Raw genomic sequence first — 15,304 nt, forward strand, 5'->3', positions numbered from 1 at the left:
TATTGGTTTTGATTCAGAATAATGGTTATTTTAAATTTGATTTTATCTTTTCAAGAACTTTATAAAAAACAATCCATTCTTCTTTTGTAATATTTTCTGTCAATGTTTCTTCCATTTCAGCAACTCTTTGGAACATTTCCTGATGTATGGACACTGCATCCTCTGTTAACGTTATTTTTTTTAACCTTGCATCCTGATTAACGCTTTGTTTTCGAATCAACCCTTTACGCTCTAAGTTTTGAAGAATTCCTGAAACGGTAGACCTTCTTATATTAAAATCCGATTCTAAATCCCTTTGAAAAATATCACGGTTTTGATTCTCATAAAGGTATTCAATCATCCAAAACTGCACTGAGGTCAAATTCTCTTCTCCATTACAAAATGGTTGCTGCCCAATTTTACGACAAATTAAATTTACAATTGACTTTAATTCAACGCAAAATTTTAATTTATAATTCATTGTTTTCACCCCCGATTGTTAGGTTGCTAACAGTATAGCACCCTAACAATTTGAGGTCAATGACATAAATATTAAGATTTTAATATAATTCCTTAAACTTCCTCTTTTCGCTCTATATCTGCACCTAATGCTCTTAGTTTTTCATCAATTTTATAATACCCACGTTCGATATGATGAATTTCACCGATCTCCGTTTCCCCCTTTGCCGCCAAAGCTGATAAAATCAAAGCAGCACCGGCTCTTAAGTCCGTTGCCCGTACTTTACTACCTGTCAATTCTTCCACACCTTCAATCACGGCATTACGGCTATCTATACGAATATCTGCACCCATACGCTGTAGTTCCCCTGCGTGAATAAAACGATTTTCAAAGACGGTTTCCGTAATCATACTGGTTCCTTTTGCCAGCGTCATTAAGCTCATAAATTGAGCTTGCATATCCGTAGGAAACCCAGGAAATGGCATAGTTTTTAATTGTAAGGGTTGAAGTTTTCCCTTTCTATAAACATGGAGCCCTTGAGGAATGGCTTCAATTTTTACATTACATTCTGCAAGCTTCGCAATGACAGGCTTTAAATGTTCTTCTCTCACATTTTCTAACACGATATCTCCCCCAGTAATCGCCGCCCCTACCATAAATGTTCCTGCTTCAATACGATCGGGAATGACGCTATGGGTGGTTCCCTCTAACTCTTTTACCCCGGTAATTTCAACTGTATCTGTACCATCCCCCTGGATATCCGCCCCTATTTCCCGCAAAAACTCCGCTAGGTCAATAATTTCTGGCTCTGCCGCTGCATTTTCAATTATGGTTTTCCCTTTTGCCAATACCGCTGCCATCATAATATTCTCTGTTGCACCCACGCTGGGAAAGTCTAAATAGATGGTTGCACCCTTTAACTTTTTCGTTGTCAAATCAATTACCCCATGCTCTTGCCTACTTTTCGCTCCCATACAATGAAATCCCTTTAAATGCAAATCTACAGGCCTGCTTCCAATTTGGCACCCCCCAGGCAAAGGCAATTTGGCTTGACCATACCTAGAAATCAGAGGACCCGCTACAAGAAAGGAGGCTCTCATTTTATCAGCCTTCTCATAGCTGCTTTCCAGCGTTGTCAATTCCTTTGCATGAATACAGATGGATTCTTTTTCCTTATCGTAGGCGACCTCTGCCCCAAAGCCTTTTAGCATCTCCAGCATATAAATTACATCTGTAAGCGGAGGTACATTTTCAATATAACACGGCTCAGAGGTTAACAAGCAAGCGGCTAAAATTGGTAAAGCGGCATTCTTGGCACCACTTATTCTTACCGTTCCCTGTAGAGAATCCGTGTGACGAATAACAAATTTTTCCATAACCATCCCTCGCGTTCTAAAAAATAAATAATGATTGCTCTTTTAGTATGTCCTTTGGTCTGGAAAGCAACCTATAAAATATAAGCCGTTTTTGTAAAATTTTTGTTTAATTTCCACCTTTACACTTTTGAAACTTATGGTATAATTGATACATGTCCTGCGGATGTAGTTCATTGGTAGAATGAAAGCTTCCCAAGCTTTAGAGGTGGGTTCGATTCCCATCATCCGCTTTTTTTCATTAATACCACGAAACCATTGTAAACATCAAGAAACCTTGAAAGCACTAAGAAGTACACCTCTTTTGCAAGTTCATTTTGATGAATTAAACTTTATCTAAATGTAGAAAAATACAACTCATACAACATGAGATGCAACACGTAATGCAACGCAATATTGACTTACACCCTCTCTTTCTGAGGGGGTATTTTTATTTTTGTCTTTATTTTATTTTTTAAACAAAAAAACAGCCCCTTTCAGGGCGGTCTGTCGTGAACAATTAGCAAAGAGTCAGGCTTCGGTCTGGCTCTTTTTGTTGCAATAAAAATTCTCCTCGGGTAGGAGGAGATTTTTATATTAAGTACCAATTAATTAACTAATTCAAAACGAAACCTTTGTGTTGAATCTGGGTATTTCTCTCTATCCACTTCGGAAATAAACATATCATACGGTCTTACAAAAACATCTTGATCTTCGTACAAAGCCTGATATACAACATATTTTTCATTTGTTTCTGAATGAGTGGCAATTGCAATTACCTTGTAACCCTTTCCTTTAAAATGCTTATATATTCCGTTTACTATTACTTCTCTCATGATTTTTTTCCTTTTTGTAAAATATCTAGAATATTCCTAATTATTAAACCGAATGTTATAATAAGTGCTGCCACCAAAAATAAAATAGCTATTATAATTGTGGGGATTAGTCCACCATTTTCTAATGATCCCTTTAAGAACATAATTATTTCAGTTACTTGGTTAACCAATATTCCAACAATGAGTGCTAACAATAAACCTGTGATAGCTAATGCATTCATTTCTTTAATTTGTTTTATTTTTACCTTTTCATTCATTTTAATTTCGGCTGCTAAGATTGCATCTTCGCAAACCTCTTCCTTTATCTCATCATAAATTTCTCTTATTATGGTCTCTTTTGCAGCTCCTAATATCTCGCCAATTGTTAAACCATTTTTATCTACATCATGTGCCTTTTTTAAAGCTTCAGTTGCTTCTGTATTTGTACTCAAAAGTTTATCAACAATTTCATTCAGCTTCTTCGACATAGTTTACTCTCTTCTTCCTAGTAAAATCCCAACAGCCTCATCTATATACTTGTTAACTTCATCTGAAAATTTAGCTCCAATAAAATGTTCTTCATTCTGATAAACTGCATTTTCTTTGTTTTTATACAATTTTTCCTCACTCGGTATTTCCTTTAGTTCCTCAAAAACAATCTGTGCGACTCTTAGATTTGGAGTGATTTTTATTGCATAATTAGTTGCATTAAATAAACCTAATTTCAAAATTCCAGAATAGGTAGAATTACAATGCTGGTCGCTCACTATTAATCCCAATCTTGTAAATCTAGTCCTAGGACGAATATGTGCAGTTAAACTACTTGGTAAATTAATTTGTTCTTTCAAAGTAATCAAAATATATTCTTGTGGTGACAACACATAACCAGAACTATCAATTTCTATAGATTCATAGATTTTATCGATTTCATTCTGTTTTTCAAGATCAATGCAACGTACTTCTTTTTTTAATACAGAGATTTGTGTACCAATAGACAAATCGTATGATTCGCTCTGTAAAGCGTTCTCCTGAAATGGAGTTATCAGTTTTTCATTACCTTCAACACACATTTCTCTTATTTGCTTATCTGTTAATACCATTTTCTCACCCTCTGTTTAGTTAAATTCCAGTATTGGAAAATTTCCGTAAATTTCTATTTAACTATGATTATAATCCTATAAAACTAGAAAATCAATATTCTACCACACATTTTAAAAAAGTCAAGATAAAATTCGTATCATATTACTGCAAATACGCAAACAAAAAAGAGGTGGCTTTTACACCACCCCAAAATCACTTCGTATCAATCACTGGCACCTTACCCTTACTGCCTACCTTCAACCCTAGCACCTCGGCAATGTCCCTTGTCTTGATATATGTAGTTCCATCTTTACGGATCATATCCACTTCGCACTCTTTACCATTCACGATGATTTTTTCTCTCGTTATCATTTCCTCGTCCCCCTCTATGTACTCAATATCCCTCAATAAGAACCAATGTGTAAAATCCCTGTCTTTTGCCTTCGTCCGTACAGTCCCGTAAGCACTCCCCCTAGCCTCAATTACTTCACCGTTGCCGATATATACCCCTATATGTCCCTGTCTCCACACCGCCGCACCAATGGGGGCAAGGGAGATTGTATTGATTGGTTGCAACTTGCTTTCTGCGGCAAACTGACCAGAGCCTTTGATCTTGCCTGTGTACCAGCTAATTAAGCCAGAGCAGTCTACGCAGACTTTGCCTACTTTCTTTTCATCACTGGCTGGAAAATACTTTCTATGCCTTTCGTATAGATAGTTAAAATTGGCTTGTGTCATAACGGTGCCTTTCATGCCATAAACATAGGGCGTACCCAGCTTTGTCTTGACGAATGCCACCAGACCGATGTTAGTTAAACTCATGCCGCATCCCCCTTTACAACTTCCCGAATTGCCTTATTTTCTGTTAATAGCATTCTCATATCTTCCAACACCACAAGAACCCAACTGGAAAACATGCTAAATGGCACCACTTTTGCCACAGATGGAAAACGGGTAACAAACAAATCGTAAACATACCTTAGTTTTAACACCCCTGTTTTGCTCCCCTTGAATTCCTTCTCTGCCTCCATACAGGCATACAATAGCCATTCCTTAATGGTTTCCACCTGTTTTTTTGTGGGCAAACCATAAAATTCTAAAACAAACGAACCCACAACAGCCAATATCGCAACTGCCGCAACAATTAAAATCCAATTCTCAACCAGCCACATCATTATCCAGCCCCTTTCTTAAATCCTCAACAAATGCCTGTTTTTCGTCTATTTCCTGTTGTCTTTCATCCAAACGAACCCTTTCCTCCTCCCTGGTCTCCTTGAAGGACTTCATAAAATACCCAAGCATAACCGCAATAATCTCTGTCACTACAGTAATAGATAGGGTTTCAGCTATCTGTTCTCGCCCCAGAAACGCAAGAAGGTAAGAAAGCTGCAAATCAAATAATGCAATGATTAACAGCCATCTTACCGCCCGTTTGGAAAAGGTTATCTTTCTCCTTCTCATGCTCTCACTTCCCGTCTAAATCATGAAGCCGCTGGCCGTGGTCCCGCAACAATTTATCCTGTTCGGCGTTATGGTCCCACAACTCTTTGTGTTCATTTCGATTTGCCTTATTAAACTCTCTAAACTCCTTTGTCAGTGCTTCAAAGTTGCTGTTTAGTCTTGTAATAACCTGCGTTAGTGAAACAATCGGTTTCACCAATGCAATCACAAAGCCGAGCAATGCAAAGATGCCTAGTGCGATTTCCCAAGTCATAAATTCACCCCTTTACAATGCAAAAGGCTCGGAATCTCTCCCGAACCTTTTCTTAATTAATGTATTTGTTAAACTACCAAGTCCTCACCTGTGATTTCCTTGTACTCTGCCGTAGTTATTTTTTTAAGTCCAACATACTGAGCAAGCTGGTCTTTCCTAACAAAATTCTTTTCATACCTTGCTTTTAATGAATCATACATCTGGCTTTTTTCTACTGTACTCATACTGCATTACCTCCTAACACTGCCAATTCAATATCCGTCATTTGCTGGGCTAACATTTCCTGCCCTTGTTGTATTTCTAAGTCACGCAATTCTGCATCGGTATTTGCCTGCATGAGTAATTCCATATCTGTTGGCCCTGGTGTTGGTTTGGGGTGTTCTATTTCTTCCCATGCACCATTGTTATATTTTTTACCCATCAGCATATTATCATATGAATCTATTGAAATCATAAGTGAATGATTAACTTTTCCTGACAATTGAGAAACACCTATACAAATATTATTTTCATCTAGCTGTGCATAGTAATACATTATAATCACTCCTCTCCTTAATAAAATTCAATTACTTGCCAATGAGCAACGGTAGTATAATACGTATATGCAGTACTGCGAAAATTAAGCGTTGTAGAATTAGAGAAGTGTACAGCAACTCCTATATCTATAGTTGAATATGAAACAAAGGAACCAGAGTAAAAATTAATTAGAACAAATGATTTACTTAAATCAACTTGCGAAATAGTAACTTGTTTAGTAACTGAATCCATGCTAACAGTACCACACTGTACACTTTTAACGCATCCTTTTGAAAGAATAGAATTTAACTTTGCAAACATGCTTCCTGTGGTTACCGTTGCCCCTGTATCAGTAGGCTTTCCTAAATTTGTAATCATCCCTAGAATATCCTGAATGATTCTATTCAGTTTCCCAAATATCGTCCCCCCTGCTTCACTGCCCCCAGTGTCCACCGTTGTTCCAACATCTTGTTTAATCTCCGCCACATCCGCTTCCAACTGGGGATTGTTTCCTGCTTCGGCAATTGCAGTGTCGATTTTGTCCATGTTTGCATTGATAACAGCAATGTCCGCTGTCTCATTGTCCGCAGGCTTAACCAAGTTATAATTAGTCGTATACTGTGCCATTAAATCACCATCCTTGTTTTCAGTTCACCCCAAGTTCCTGCCTTAACATTTCCCCATGTTGTTTTTTTCAGCTCGCCCCAAACCGTGTAAGTGTATTCCAGTGTATAGGCGATATGGGCAGGCTTAATTATATCTACCGTCCTTTTAAAATCATCCTCATTTGGCGGTATGCCCTTTACACTTACAAATTTCACAACAAATGAATAATTCTCATTATGTTCAATCACTTCAACCTCAGCATTTGTGTAAGCCAGAGCAGTGTTTTTAATCATTTCAACCGTACAAGTTCCAGCACCTCTCATTTTTGCTTTGATTACTTCTCTGCGTTCGGCATACGGCTTAGATTCATCTGTGTAAATCCCCCATTCTTTTTCCCAAATAGACAACCCCCAAGTAGCTGTGCCTACAAAAAGCTGACTCTCCAAGTCGGAAATAGAGTAATTATTTTTATTGATTTCGTCTGTAAATGCTTTGAGAAGATTTCTAAAAACCTCACTATCTTTGTAATAATTTGGTAAATACCCTATCAGCATCAGGACAACACCACCGTTCCAAGCACAGGTATTTCTGTATCCAATAAGGGAATATTTACAATTCCGTTATTTGCCTTTAAGTCGGAATAATCGGCGATGCCGTAGGTATCATAAAGTAGGCTGCCAATTTTGGCGTAACTAGCATATGTTTTATCAAAAGCAATCTCTTTGAAATATTCAGTAAGAGTTTTTTCGAAATCTACCTTTGCCTGTTCCAATGTTCTACCATTTGCAAATACAATTGTAGCGATGATATTGATCGGCTTTTCTGTCGCACTCTCCACCGTTACTGTTGCCCCTATCGGTCGCTGCGTTTCAATGTATGCCGCCGTATCAGCTACAAGATTGCTGTCTGCCGCTCTTTTATTGCTGTCACAAATTACAACCTTTACTGTGCCATTTCCATTCCATAATGGAAAAACCTTCGCATCGCCAACGCCAGTTACGGCCTTTGCCCATTGTTTGTAATGAAATGTATTTCCACTTGTAGCTGGTGCGTTTACCTTTTCGAAGTACCGTTGCCTTAGGCTATCGTCTGCTTCTTCGTTATACCCACCGCTAAATGGCTCGGCATTGGCAACTGCTTCAACCCCTGCTAAAGTGACAGGAAAAAATTTAATAGCGTTACTTGGCACATTGCCAATCGAACCGCCTTGAACACATTGTGCGGCTACATTCTCTACCTTCGAAACTCCAATTGTCTTATCCTCTAAAATTTCAAAAGTAACTGCTTCGGATGCAACCAAGCTACCTTTTGTAATGCTTGCCCCTGCTGTCCCTGTAATTTGCACCGTACCTGTGGATTTTGTTGACAACTTTCTTTTGATTCCAATTTCTGCACATTTCCGTTCTAGGTGCACTCCTTCGGAAGTTTGGGCAAACCCATTCTTTAATATTTTTTCTTGTTCTGCATAGGATTTCTCCAACTCAATGGCCACAGGGTCAATGGCATCATAAAAAAAAGACCCTTCGGTCTTATCGTAGTTATTAGAGACATTTCCCAACATCCCGCTCCGCAATCCTTCTCTTGTTACCGTCATACAATCACCCCGCTTTCGACTTCGCCGTATATCGTTTCGGCCGTAAATTCACAAACTAACTTTCTTTTTTCTGTTAAGAAAATGAAACTATGCACCCTTGTAATTTCAGGATTCTTTGATAATGCCTGCCTTACCTCTCTTTCAATTTCTACCTTCACAAAATCAATAGGATAGCCTTTGTTAATAAAATCTAACAAGCTAATACCATACTGCTCTTGCTGTCCATTGTCGTATACTTTAAACTTAAATTTTTCCGTCTTTAGGATTTTGAGTATCCAAACCTTAACCGATTCAAGGCTATCAATCTCAACTAACCGCCCATCAATGGTTACAAAATCGCCTTTTTTAAAGTCAAATAAGAACGATTTCCCCCTTGATTCTTCCTTTTGGGCATTTGCAACGTCCACAACGGGAAACATGGTCACCTTTGGAAACATCACAATACACCCACTTTCGATAATACATAGTAGATTTCGTTATCAGCGCTTGCTACCACAATCATCCTATCGCCTGTCCTCAATGTATCCGTGAAGGTTTCATCTGGAATGGTCACGGTGTGGGTATGTTCGTGCGTTGAACCGATAATTTCACGGCTCACTTCCACCGTGTGCATAGTTCGCCTTTTATAGCCGCTTAATAAATAATCGGCAACTACTAACTGTCCTTTATCTAAAACGAAACCATTCACATTAATCACAAGGTTAGGCGGCGGTGACAAGACAGTACCAATTGTAATTCCTTGAATGGATGGATTGTCACGCTTTTTAAACTCCGTCGCTAACTCTACGTATGGATCCAACTACACCACCTCCAATTCCAATGTTGTTTTATGAAGGGCTCCGATTTCGTGGTTGCAAGATTTTATGCGATACTTGCCGCTAATCTCTGTTGATGGCTCATGCACTTCCACGATTCGCCCGGCCCTTAAATCGAAGTTACCTAGCACTGTTATTTCTGCTGTTTCCACGACCTTGCCTAACTCCTTCAAGAGGTTGTTCGCAATATTTTTTGCTTGAGCAATGTTTTTTTCTTCCAGCGATTGAGTCTCTTGCAGTAAGCCGTATTTACTAATTAAACTATCATTCTTTGCTTCGGCATAAACTTGAACCTTGCTCTCGTTGCCGACATACAGCTTTATAGAGTTTTTCATTTCCTCAATGCTTCTGCTCTTTGAAGGACTACTAATGGTTGTCATACAATCTATGGGCGCAACATTATCTGCCAGTTTCACGGTGGCTTTGACAACTTTGTCCGCAGCCTTGTAAATTTCCAGCTTTCCTCTATTCATTTCCATAATATATCTAATGCCTGTGGCTTTTTTTACTTCTTCCATGATATCCTTGATAACCTCGGACACTTCTTTATCATAGTAAATCTTTTTGATTATTGTTTTCATGGGCGCAATGCTGCCTATCGGAACACTAAATTCCGTTAGCAACTGCTTAATTGCGGCGTCAGCCGAAACATTGTTAAATTGCTTAATTACCTTTGATTTATTCAAATAAAAAGCAAAATCGAAACAAATAAAATCTCGACTTCGCTCTTTGATGTTTTTCGCAACAACAACTCCCACGAATACTTCTTTTTTAATGTCGAAAAGCTGAACTACATCCCCCACGTCTACCTGGTGATTCAAATAATTTACGTATGCCATTTCAAAATTAAGCTGATCTCCTAACGTGTCAGTATTGCTATCGAGAGAGATATTGCCCACCATGGCAGTTATATCCTTGCCATTTACAACTAGCACCACTTTAAACACCTCCAAAAGAAAATTCCTTTAAAGTTAGAGAATAGTATATTTTCTTGCCTTTCTTCATGCTGTAATCAAAGTTATCAATGGTTACCGCCATATTGATACTTGCCTCAGTAATAATAATGCGAAACGGAATTTTCTGTGTACGTAATTCTTCAAAAGTGCGGACAATTTCCCAGTCATCTAAAAAGCTGCTAAAGGACAACCCCTTCAGCCCCATATTGCCGATAAGGTTCAATTCCCCATTGACTGTCTGGTATGTTTCATTCCCTTGGGGGCTTGTTATCGTAAATTCAGGCGGAAGGTACGGCAACTTAATTACTCGACCCCTGTTGTTTAAGCTTATATAAATATCCATACCGCACCCCCTACATATTTGCCAACGCTATTTTTAATTTGGGTACAATTTCTTGCGCCACTTCATCCGCTGTAATGCCCTTAGCGTTAATAACTATATTTCCAATACTAACACTTCTTCCTCCTAAAATGCCTTTTGTTTTATCTGCCGGGATAACTTGCGAGCCGTTGGGAAGATTTACAATTTCAGGCCCTTGCTCGTTAATCGAAGTCCAGCCACCTTTCCAATATGAAGTTCCTAGGGCATTTGTATCCTTGACTCCATTTACCCCCTGTAGCCATATCTGCCCCTTTTCGTGGCGTTCCTTAACTCTCTCATCACCTTTTTTGATGTATTCAACAGTAGCTTTAATAGGGTTTTTAAAAAAGTCTTTTAATTCTTGCCAGTTTCCCTTGACGCGCTCCTTTAGTTTACTAAACATGTTTGCGATTCTATCGGCCATTGCTTTAACTTTTTCAGGAAATATCAAGCACCAGCCGATTAAAAGCGAAATACCTACAATGGCCCATCCGATTGGCGTCATGCTTAAAACGCCGCTAAATATAAATACCGCTATCTTTGCCGCCTCAATTGCTGCTGCAATTCCTGCAAAAATCTTTACTCCGATATAAAAGCCCGCAAAAAGCTTTATCCCATTCAGAATCGCTTCTCTGTTTTCTATAATCTTTTTAATTATTTCCCTAATTGCCTCAATAGCGGCTGGTGCATGTTCCGCCATTGCCGCAATTCCATCCCCGATAGAATTTATCGTGTCTGTTCCTTCCTTTGAATTAATCCATTTTGATAGCTTTTCAAAAGTCGGTTGCAACTTCTCTGTAATCTTGTTCCTGATTTTATCAGCGGCATCGCTGAATTTCATGGGCATTTGCTTAAACTTATCATTTATTTCATCCGCTGAATTAAACATAGCTCTTTTAATAATATCAGAGGTGATTTTCCCCTCTTGACTCATGTCTTTCAATTGGCCAACGGTAACGCCCATTTCCTTAGCAATCGCCTGAGCAAGCGTTGGCGCGTTTTCCATGATAGAACGGAATTCATCACCCTGCAAGCGTCCCGCCCCCATGGCCTGTGTTAATTGGTACATAGCGGCACTTTGTTCTTCCGCACTTGCTCCACCTATCTTAAAGCTTTTGGCAAGAAGCTCTGTAAATTTTAAGATTTCATCGTTATTTTTAAATGCACCTTCCGCAACAATTCCCAACTTTGCCACAGTTGCAGAAATATCTTGGTACTTAACTCTTGCATCATCCGCTGATTTAAAAATCTTTTTGTTGAATTCCTCCACCGTTTGCTGTCCATCATTGATTAGTTTTAATCTCGCCTGGATATCTGAGTATGCATCAGATTGCTTTATGATTGACCTCACAGCAAATCCCGCAGCCACGGCGCCGAACTGTGCGGTGCGCTTAACCAACTTATCAATTGACTTAATGGAATCTTTCCCAAACTTCTTGATTGCATTGCTGGCCTTATTGGCTTGCCTTCGCACATCTTTCGTGTTTGCTGAAACTCGCATCAATGGGCGACTCATCTTGTCATTCAGCGTTAATATTGTGTTAATCACCTTGGTTGCCAATCATTTCACCCCCAACGCATTATACTTTGCCATTTCCTCTTCGTAAAAACGCTCTCTTGCACAATGCAGAAATACCTTCTCGGCATAACTTAAATTTGCGAGGTCAGATAATCTCCAACCTCGCAACACATAAAAGGCATACATTTCAAAGTCTGCATCGTGCTTTATCAGTTTTTTACTTCGTCGGCATAGCTGCCAATTCCAGACGCTCCAAGCAATTCGGAACCGACCTCCAAGATATCAGCTAGTTCAAATAAAACCCTAACTACATCGTACGGGTCTTTAACTTCAAGCTGTTCATGCAATTCTGGCTTTTGCAGCATTGAGCAACAGTGATAAATCAACTTTCTATAACTTTCTGCGGTTTGCTCTGTAGTTTGTCGCAACCCAATTTCATCCACGATTTCAAGAACAAACTCATCTTTCGGCCTGCTAAAAATCATGGTTTTCCCTGCCGACGGAATTAAGATTTCAACCGGCTTTTGTACCCGTTCCTCTTTCTTTGTTCTCATTGCAATCAATTCATCAAAAGTCATTTGTTCCATTTTGCCTTTTTGCATACTTTTCCGCCCCTTCGCAATCAAATCAAACACCCGCTAAAACAGGTGTTTAGACACATTTACTAAATCATTTTAAGCGATCATTTCAAGCACCTCATAATCCGAGAATTTATAAGGAAGTTCTTCTTCAATTAACGCTTTACTCTCGAACTTGGCCAGCATCATCTCTGTAAACACAATCTCAGATAACGCCACACGCTCCGACTTCTTAGTGTTCTTATCTTCTAACTGAGTTACGATTTTCAAATCAGGCTCTACTCCCGTCTTGAATTTATCCGCCAAAAGTCTTAATGCTGTACTGTCTATTTTGTGCAACACAAGAGTTCCTTCACCTGTCCATCCTGTGTATACATGATGGGTTGCAAAATCACCAACAAAGTCCGCTTCTTCGTAATTGCCTGAAATCTTCGCCTCAATGCTTTTGATTTGTGCTAATAACTGACCATCAAGCCATACATTTCCCGTGGTACCGGTTAAAATTCTATTCTTCTTCATCGTCTCACCCCTTACGCCAAATTAACGACAAATTTCAAGTTCTCCATGGCACCTGAAATTTTAATATCTCCCAACAAATAAACAGTGCGCTTAAACGCATTGTTCTTTACGGTCTGATCGTCCCAATCCTCGGCCTCTGCTTTTCCTGTGCCAACCCACGCCAACCGCTGTGTATCTGCATCCACATCCGCTTTGTTGGTATAGTTAGGGTCAAGAATGTAATCCCTAGCCAACTCTTTGAAGTATGTATTTATTGCACTAATAAATAACACTTGGTTGTTATAGATGTTTTTGTACTTCCCTAGGTATTCATTTTTGAATACGTCGGATATATCGTCATTGATTAGATCCATCACCTCAACGATATCAATAAATTTCATGTCTTCGGTTGCATTTAGCCCGTCTGTGGTAGTCATAGAGTTGTTTCCGAGTGCGATTCTTACTTTATCAACATCATTAAGCAGTACAAATTTTCCTTCGCCGACAGCCTTTTCGCTGTCAACTACTTCTAATACCCTCACAAGATTAGCGCAATGGAAATTTGTAACGCTTTTCATTACATTGCTGCTCGCCAGAATGCCAAGCAGGCTAGGGCAATATTTTTCGCCTGTAACCTCACCCCTTTTGTCTGCAAAAATCACTTTATCGTTGTAGAAATTGACAATATGCTTGCAATCTGGTGCGGTTGCTTTATAACAGACAGATTTGTATGATTTCCTCTCAGTCTCTTTGGTTTTCGCCCAGCTAGATAGGGTTGTAAAATCCTCTGGCGTTCCGCCCGCAATCGTGACCCATCCTGTTTTAATATTTCTTTCTAGCGTTACGAGTGCATCGGCAACCGTGCCACCTACCGCATCAATTCTGACAATACAAACCTTGTTCAATGTAAAACCAAATACATCCCGAATATACTGCATATTTTCCGCCGTATAGTTATCTTTTTCAGCCTCTGCCGCAGTGATATTTTTATACTCCTTATAAGAGAAGCTCTTATCTGGATCATCTTTTACGGTATCATCTTTTACAATCAAAATCGCAATGCCTCTTGCGCTTCGCTTAATTAGCGAGGTTGCTTTTTGCTTGAAAATTACCTCAATACTTGGCAATTTAATCATTTCAACTCTCCTTTCAACTCAATTTCTTCCATTATCTCAACTGGCTCATTGGTTCCCGGACTAATCTCATCGCCCGTTATCGGGTCGATTGTATCCTGCCATACAGCCCCGCCTTCGGCCAAATATAAAATGAAACTACAAATCAAAACCGTGTCAGTGACGTCTGACTCTACCTCTTCAATCGGAATATATGCGCCGTCGACATATAATCCGTCGAGGAAAGCATTTTCTAGTACATCCTGCATTTTTAGGTTTTCAATTTTGTATTTTCTTAAATTGCTCGCAAAAAAATAAACCCTAATTGTTAGAGTTTTTTCACGCATACACGAGTTTAGTCGGCCGTTTTTCGAACTGTCCATTTCAACTTTTATTGACGGTCTGATAATAGGCTCCGTCACATCCTCAGGACACAACGGAACGTCTTTGAAATCTGTAAACCCCAAGGCTTTTTTAATTGTGTTGTTTATAGCTTTATTAATTTCAATTAAAGTAAGCATCAACTCAACCCCTTGTCTAGTACATCGTCAATAAAATCTTGCGTGTCTCTATAGTAATCATCCTGAAACTCATCGGCTGCACCACTAAATACATGGCGCCCAGGGACAAATCCTATTTCTCGCCCAATGCCTCTCCCTGGCTCGACACCACGACCGTTTCCCCTTCCTTTACCCGGATTAACAACTTGCCTGTGACCATATTCAAGCAAGTGAGCGTGCGGTGCATTTGAGTACGCCCGGATACATAGCTTGCCATCCTTATGGTAGGGCTTGCCTCGCTTAATTGAATTGTGGTATTTTTTGTGCTGTTTTCCATCTTCTGTATTGTTACCACTCGATTTAACAACCGTCTTGGCTCGTGACAAGGTTCTTTTCTTAAGCTTATTGCCTTCTTTTTTCATAAAACCCTTTGCTCTTCTTGGCATCTCTTTGATCGCTAGAGAAACCAATTCATTTTCAAACTTTGTCAATTCTTTTGTGTTAAAGCCTTCCACCATTACTCAACCACTTCCTCGCAAAATATTTCTAAAATTGCATGTTCTGCATAAGGGTCTAGGATGTACTTTATGTCGTGCCTTGTACCATTGTAGACCAACCACATATCATATGTGATTCCTTTTTGGTATCTGCATATAAACTTTGTCGTTACACTGCTAAGAATTGTATTTCCCTGCCCGTTTTGCAGCTTTCCAGTTTGTGGGATAATGGCAACATACAAATCCTTGATTTTGACTGGTTCTTGGTCAAGTTCGCCTAACTCGTTTTCTTTGTCTTTATTGCCCCATAGTTCGGCTTTTCTATTGAGTTTTGTTGCTATATCTTGCACGA

At 39.2% G+C, this 15,304-nt stretch carries 25 protein-coding genes and 1 tRNA gene; 1 reads left to right on the plus strand and 25 read right to left on the minus strand.

Features of this window, described 5'->3' with window-relative positions:
* Positions 1-25: 25 nt before the first annotated feature.
* Complete coding sequence (locus tag RBQ60_RS13840; protein ID WP_307884260.1) at positions 26-460, minus strand: MarR family winged helix-turn-helix transcriptional regulator; 435 nt, start codon at positions 458-460, stop codon at positions 26-28.
* Positions 461-552: 92 nt separating this feature from the next.
* Positions 553-1,815, minus strand: a complete 1,263-nt coding sequence (gene murA / locus RBQ60_RS13845) for a UDP-N-acetylglucosamine 1-carboxyvinyltransferase (protein WP_307884261.1) — start codon at positions 1,813-1,815, stop codon at positions 553-555.
* A gap of 159 nt (positions 1,816-1,974) precedes the next feature.
* Between murA and RBQ60_RS13850 the strand changes: the two genes are divergently transcribed.
* Positions 1,975-2,045, plus strand: a tRNA-Gly gene (locus RBQ60_RS13850).
* Between the two features lie 354 nt (positions 2,046-2,399).
* Here RBQ60_RS13850 and RBQ60_RS13855 read toward each other — a convergent pair.
* The 23 genes from RBQ60_RS13855 to RBQ60_RS13965 form a co-directional block, all read right to left on the minus strand.
* A complete protein-coding gene (locus RBQ60_RS13855; RefSeq protein ID WP_307884262.1) occupies positions 2,400-2,627 on the minus strand; it encodes a DUF1653 domain-containing protein in 228 nt (75 codons plus the stop codon).
* Positions 2,624-3,094, minus strand: a complete 471-nt coding sequence (locus tag RBQ60_RS13860; protein ID WP_307884263.1) for a hypothetical protein — start codon at positions 3,092-3,094, stop codon at positions 2,624-2,626. The genes RBQ60_RS13855 and RBQ60_RS13860 overlap by 4 nt, the downstream gene beginning before the upstream one ends.
* 3 nt (positions 3,095-3,097) lie before the next feature.
* On the minus strand, positions 3,098-3,706 hold the full coding sequence (gene dcd, locus RBQ60_RS13865) for a dCTP deaminase (protein WP_307884264.1): 609 nt from the start codon (positions 3,704-3,706) through the stop codon (positions 3,098-3,100).
* Positions 3,707-3,899: 193 nt separating this feature from the next.
* A complete protein-coding gene (locus RBQ60_RS13870) occupies positions 3,900-4,508 on the minus strand; it encodes a hypothetical protein (RefSeq protein WP_307884265.1) in 609 nt (202 codons plus the stop codon).
* Positions 4,505-4,861, minus strand: coding sequence for a hypothetical protein (locus RBQ60_RS13875; RefSeq protein WP_307884266.1), 357 nt, complete (start codon positions 4,859-4,861; stop codon positions 4,505-4,507). Before RBQ60_RS13875 ends, RBQ60_RS13870 begins: the two co-directional genes overlap by 4 nt.
* On the minus strand, positions 4,845-5,147 hold the full coding sequence (locus RBQ60_RS13880; protein ID WP_307884267.1) for a hypothetical protein: 303 nt from the start codon (positions 5,145-5,147) through the stop codon (positions 4,845-4,847). The genes RBQ60_RS13875 and RBQ60_RS13880 overlap by 17 nt, the downstream gene beginning before the upstream one ends.
* A 4-nt stretch (positions 5,148-5,151) precedes the next feature.
* Positions 5,152-5,400: a hypothetical protein gene (locus RBQ60_RS13885; protein ID WP_307884268.1), complete on the minus strand. Its 249-nt coding sequence runs from the start codon at positions 5,398-5,400 to the stop codon at positions 5,152-5,154.
* A 68-nt stretch (positions 5,401-5,468) separates the two neighbouring features.
* The gene (locus RBQ60_RS13890) at positions 5,469-5,624 is read right to left on the minus strand and encodes an XkdX family protein (protein WP_307884269.1); all 156 of its coding nucleotides are present in this window, start codon (positions 5,622-5,624) and stop codon (positions 5,469-5,471) included.
* Positions 5,621-5,935, minus strand: a complete 315-nt coding sequence (locus RBQ60_RS13895) for a hypothetical protein (protein WP_307884270.1) — start codon at positions 5,933-5,935, stop codon at positions 5,621-5,623. Before RBQ60_RS13895 ends, RBQ60_RS13890 begins: the two co-directional genes overlap by 4 nt.
* A gap of 17 nt (positions 5,936-5,952) precedes the next feature.
* Positions 5,953-6,543: a hypothetical protein gene (locus tag RBQ60_RS13900; RefSeq protein WP_307884271.1), complete on the minus strand. Its 591-nt coding sequence runs from the start codon at positions 6,541-6,543 to the stop codon at positions 5,953-5,955.
* Positions 6,543-7,076, minus strand: coding sequence for a putative phage tail protein (locus RBQ60_RS13905; RefSeq protein ID WP_307884272.1), 534 nt, complete (start codon positions 7,074-7,076; stop codon positions 6,543-6,545). Before RBQ60_RS13905 ends, RBQ60_RS13900 begins: the two co-directional genes overlap by 1 nt.
* Positions 7,076-8,116, minus strand: coding sequence for a baseplate J/gp47 family protein (locus tag RBQ60_RS13910; protein ID WP_307884273.1), 1,041 nt, complete (start codon positions 8,114-8,116; stop codon positions 7,076-7,078). Before RBQ60_RS13910 ends, RBQ60_RS13905 begins: the two co-directional genes overlap by 1 nt.
* Complete coding sequence (locus tag RBQ60_RS13915; protein ID WP_307884274.1) at positions 8,113-8,553, minus strand: DUF2634 domain-containing protein; 441 nt, start codon at positions 8,551-8,553, stop codon at positions 8,113-8,115. The genes RBQ60_RS13910 and RBQ60_RS13915 overlap by 4 nt, the downstream gene beginning before the upstream one ends.
* Positions 8,553-8,915: a DUF2577 family protein gene (locus RBQ60_RS13920; protein WP_307884275.1), complete on the minus strand. Its 363-nt coding sequence runs from the start codon at positions 8,913-8,915 to the stop codon at positions 8,553-8,555. Before RBQ60_RS13920 ends, RBQ60_RS13915 begins: the two co-directional genes overlap by 1 nt.
* Positions 8,916-9,869 (minus strand): XkdQ/YqbQ family protein, encoded by a 954-nt coding sequence (locus RBQ60_RS13925; protein ID WP_307884276.1) that lies wholly within the window; start codon positions 9,867-9,869, stop codon positions 8,916-8,918.
* 1 nt (position 9,870) lies between these two features.
* Positions 9,871-10,230: a hypothetical protein gene (locus tag RBQ60_RS13930; protein WP_307884277.1), complete on the minus strand. Its 360-nt coding sequence runs from the start codon at positions 10,228-10,230 to the stop codon at positions 9,871-9,873.
* Positions 10,231-10,240: 10 nt separating this feature from the next.
* Positions 10,241-11,809, minus strand: a complete 1,569-nt coding sequence (locus tag RBQ60_RS13935; RefSeq protein WP_307884278.1) for a tape measure protein — start codon at positions 11,807-11,809, stop codon at positions 10,241-10,243.
* 167 nt (positions 11,810-11,976) lie between these two features.
* On the minus strand, positions 11,977-12,369 hold the full coding sequence (locus RBQ60_RS13940; RefSeq protein ID WP_307884279.1) for a hypothetical protein: 393 nt from the start codon (positions 12,367-12,369) through the stop codon (positions 11,977-11,979).
* A gap of 72 nt (positions 12,370-12,441) precedes the next feature.
* Positions 12,442-12,864, minus strand: a complete 423-nt coding sequence (locus RBQ60_RS13945; protein WP_307884280.1) for a phage tail tube protein — start codon at positions 12,862-12,864, stop codon at positions 12,442-12,444.
* 11 nt (positions 12,865-12,875) lie between these two features.
* Positions 12,876-13,979: a phage tail sheath C-terminal domain-containing protein gene (locus RBQ60_RS13950; protein ID WP_307884281.1), complete on the minus strand. Its 1,104-nt coding sequence runs from the start codon at positions 13,977-13,979 to the stop codon at positions 12,876-12,878.
* A complete protein-coding gene (locus RBQ60_RS13955) occupies positions 13,976-14,476 on the minus strand; it encodes a phage tail terminator family protein (protein ID WP_307884282.1) in 501 nt (166 codons plus the stop codon). The genes RBQ60_RS13950 and RBQ60_RS13955 overlap by 4 nt, the downstream gene beginning before the upstream one ends.
* On the minus strand, positions 14,476-14,973 hold the full coding sequence (locus RBQ60_RS13960; protein ID WP_307884283.1) for an HK97 gp10 family phage protein: 498 nt from the start codon (positions 14,971-14,973) through the stop codon (positions 14,476-14,478). Before RBQ60_RS13960 ends, RBQ60_RS13955 begins: the two co-directional genes overlap by 1 nt.
* A complete protein-coding gene (locus RBQ60_RS13965; RefSeq protein ID WP_307884284.1) occupies positions 14,973-15,302 on the minus strand; it encodes a phage head closure protein in 330 nt (109 codons plus the stop codon). The genes RBQ60_RS13960 and RBQ60_RS13965 overlap by 1 nt, the downstream gene beginning before the upstream one ends.
* Positions 15,303-15,304 lie beyond the last annotated feature (2 nt).

Origin of the sequence: Anaerotignum sp. MB30-C6, from assembly GCF_030908465.1 — a bacterium.
Taxonomy (GTDB): Bacteria; Bacillota; Clostridia; order Lachnospirales; family Anaerotignaceae; genus Chakrabartyella.

Excerpts from the sequence above, each read along its gene's own strand:
- RBQ60_RS13840 (WP_307884260.1), bottom strand. The coding sequence starts at position 460 with ATGAATTATAAATTAAAATTTTGCGTTGAATTAAAGTCAATTGTAAAT.
- murA (WP_307884261.1), bottom strand. The coding sequence starts at position 1,815 with ATGGAAAAATTTGTTATTCGTCACACGGATTCTCTACAGGGAACGGTA.
- RBQ60_RS13855 (WP_307884262.1), bottom strand. The coding sequence starts at position 2,627 with ATGAGAGAAGTAATAGTAAACGGAATATATAAGCATTTTAAAGGAAAG.
- RBQ60_RS13860 (WP_307884263.1), bottom strand. The coding sequence starts at position 3,094 with ATGTCGAAGAAGCTGAATGAAATTGTTGATAAACTTTTGAGTACAAAT.
- dcd (WP_307884264.1), bottom strand. The coding sequence starts at position 3,706 with ATGGTATTAACAGATAAGCAAATAAGAGAAATGTGTGTTGAAGGTAAT.
- RBQ60_RS13870 (WP_307884265.1), bottom strand. The coding sequence starts at position 4,508 with ATGAGTTTAACTAACATCGGTCTGGTGGCATTCGTCAAGACAAAGCTG.
- RBQ60_RS13875 (WP_307884266.1), bottom strand. The coding sequence starts at position 4,861 with ATGATGTGGCTGGTTGAGAATTGGATTTTAATTGTTGCGGCAGTTGCG.
- RBQ60_RS13880 (WP_307884267.1), bottom strand. The coding sequence starts at position 5,147 with ATGAGAAGGAGAAAGATAACCTTTTCCAAACGGGCGGTAAGATGGCTG.
- RBQ60_RS13885 (WP_307884268.1), bottom strand. The coding sequence starts at position 5,400 with ATGACTTGGGAAATCGCACTAGGCATCTTTGCATTGCTCGGCTTTGTG.
- RBQ60_RS13890 (WP_307884269.1), bottom strand. The coding sequence starts at position 5,624 with ATGAGTACAGTAGAAAAAAGCCAGATGTATGATTCATTAAAAGCAAGG.
- RBQ60_RS13895 (WP_307884270.1), bottom strand. The coding sequence starts at position 5,935 with ATGTATTACTATGCACAGCTAGATGAAAATAATATTTGTATAGGTGTT.
- RBQ60_RS13900 (WP_307884271.1), bottom strand. The coding sequence starts at position 6,543 with ATGGCACAGTATACGACTAATTATAACTTGGTTAAGCCTGCGGACAAT.
- RBQ60_RS13905 (WP_307884272.1), bottom strand. The coding sequence starts at position 7,076 with ATGCTGATAGGGTATTTACCAAATTATTACAAAGATAGTGAGGTTTTT.
- RBQ60_RS13910 (WP_307884273.1), bottom strand. The coding sequence starts at position 8,116 with ATGACGGTAACAAGAGAAGGATTGCGGAGCGGGATGTTGGGAAATGTC.
- RBQ60_RS13915 (WP_307884274.1), bottom strand. The coding sequence starts at position 8,553 with ATGTTTCCAAAGGTGACCATGTTTCCCGTTGTGGACGTTGCAAATGCC.
- RBQ60_RS13930 (WP_307884277.1), bottom strand. The coding sequence starts at position 10,230 with ATGGATATTTATATAAGCTTAAACAACAGGGGTCGAGTAATTAAGTTG.
- RBQ60_RS13940 (WP_307884279.1), bottom strand. The coding sequence starts at position 12,369 with ATGCAAAAAGGCAAAATGGAACAAATGACTTTTGATGAATTGATTGCA.
- RBQ60_RS13945 (WP_307884280.1), bottom strand. The coding sequence starts at position 12,864 with ATGAAGAAGAATAGAATTTTAACCGGTACCACGGGAAATGTATGGCTT.
- RBQ60_RS13950 (WP_307884281.1), bottom strand. The coding sequence starts at position 13,979 with ATGATTAAATTGCCAAGTATTGAGGTAATTTTCAAGCAAAAAGCAACC.
- RBQ60_RS13955 (WP_307884282.1), bottom strand. The coding sequence starts at position 14,476 with ATGCTTACTTTAATTGAAATTAATAAAGCTATAAACAACACAATTAAA.
- RBQ60_RS13960 (WP_307884283.1), bottom strand. The coding sequence starts at position 14,973 with ATGGTGGAAGGCTTTAACACAAAAGAATTGACAAAGTTTGAAAATGAA.